The following is a 1,715-nucleotide window of genomic DNA, read 5'->3' on the forward strand; positions in this document are numbered from 1 at the left end:
CTTCGAGAGAGCGTAGTGCGTCTCCAGGCGTTCCTGGTGTGTATACATCTTCACCTATTAGCCAATCGTCATTATCTACCATCGCCGCGAAGATATCAGACATAGATTCGTTCAGTGCACCTGACTCGTTTTCATAGATCAGACCGGCTGTTCGTTCGGTGACACCGTGAGTTAATTCATGAGCAACGACATCCAAGCCAGCGGACAATTGGCCGAATCTGCGTCCATCTCCATCCCCGTATGTCATTTGCACGCCGTTCCAGAATGCGCGGTTATCATTTCTACCGTAATGGACTGTGGAGATGATTTTCGCACCCTTGTTGTCAAAGCTGTTGCGGTTATGTGTGTTTTTGTAGTAATCGTAGGTTGCCTGAGCATAGGCATGAGCGTCGACTAGTGCTCCATCTGTCCAGTCGTTATCCGAGTCAGAACCAAGAGTACCAGGTTGGGTATATCTATTTTGTGCAGTGTACGTCTCAATTCCCTTGCCGCGCGTCGTATCTTTCGCCGTATAGTTGGTATTGCTTACTTTTGTTACTTCAAACGATTTGGTGTCACCTAGTACTCCTGTACCCGTCCCTGTAATCTCATGGAGCATATTATATTTGTTAATCACATCACCTGAATGTGCGTCAATGAAATACTTCCAACGCCCTGGCTGCGGATCGAGGAAATTCAGTTCCATTTCGTAAGCCAAATACGATTGATCTTCGTGGATATATACGTAGAGGTTTCCTTTTGGCTTCACCTCGAACTTCTCCACTTTTTCATCGATCTCATTCTCCAAATCCTTAATAGCCTCTTTGACTGCCTTATCTGATTTGAGTTTTGGTTTTTTCGTCAGCTTATCGTTATCTGCCAAGTTTGGTGCGTAGTTCCCGAGGAATGACGTTATATTTCCATCCTCGTTTACGTGAATCGTCTGCTGATAACCAAAGACCGGAATACCTTCGTACATTTCTTGCACGCGGTAGTGAGTCATGTCTGTCTCTTTGTCTGTCACTTCATCTAGCACTTTAAAGTGCTCTCTCACTTCTCCGTCAATGCGGAAGGAATCTTGATGTTGCTCCAGGAATCCCCAAACTTTGTCTTCGCCATCCAGATCTTCTGCCTCGAACTCTTCTCCGATAAATTCGGGGGTATCCCACTCAGCGCTAAAGACGATGCTTTCGGATTCGGCCTGCGCAGCTAGCGGCAGGAAGGTGGAAGTACCTAATGCGAAGCTGAGTGTGACTGCAAAAACTGATTTTTTCATACTTGTTAACTCCTCCTTGGAAAATACTGTTTTTTATGTAAATTAATATATGTTTATATCTCTTATTATTTATTATAATTCTGAATTTGAAAACTGTTTTTTTTGTAAATTTATTACAATTACATTTCCCTTGCGTAGATGCACTGCTTTTTTCATAGACCGTCAAGAAGTAGGAGTGCTGGTCGCTGTATTGTTGTCTCAACATACAAAAAACTGCCTTGCCCCACAATAGGAGCAAAGCAATTTTTCAAATAGTATGACAAATATTTCGTGTAGCAAAATACTTTATTTGATTATTGCACTCCAATTGCATCATACGCATCTTTTACTGATTCTACTTGTTGGGAATTAGCACCGAAAAGAACTGTTGCGGATTGAATAGCTGCTTGTCGCATAGCGGAGAAATTAGAGTTTGGATTGAGGTAGTTTGTTAGGGCGTAGTAGTAGATTTTTGCTGTGT

2 protein-coding genes are annotated in these 1,715 nt (G+C 42.7%); both read right to left on the reverse strand.

Features of this window, described 5'->3' with window-relative positions; translation table 11 throughout:
* Window positions 1-1,255, reverse strand: a 1,255-nt coding sequence (locus ACQ5DJ_RS29825; protein WP_429845614.1) for a M4 family metallopeptidase, incomplete at its 3' end; no start/stop codon positions are given.
* A gap of 293 nt (window positions 1,256-1,548) precedes the next feature.
* A partial coding sequence (locus tag ACQ5DJ_RS29830) for a M4 family metallopeptidase (protein WP_429845615.1) occupies window positions 1,549-1,715 on the reverse strand: 167 nt, incomplete at its 5' end.

Source organism: Brevibacillus sp. FIR094 (genome assembly GCF_050477165.1).
In the GTDB taxonomy this organism is placed as follows: domain Bacteria; phylum Bacillota; class Bacilli; order Brevibacillales; family Brevibacillaceae; genus Brevibacillus.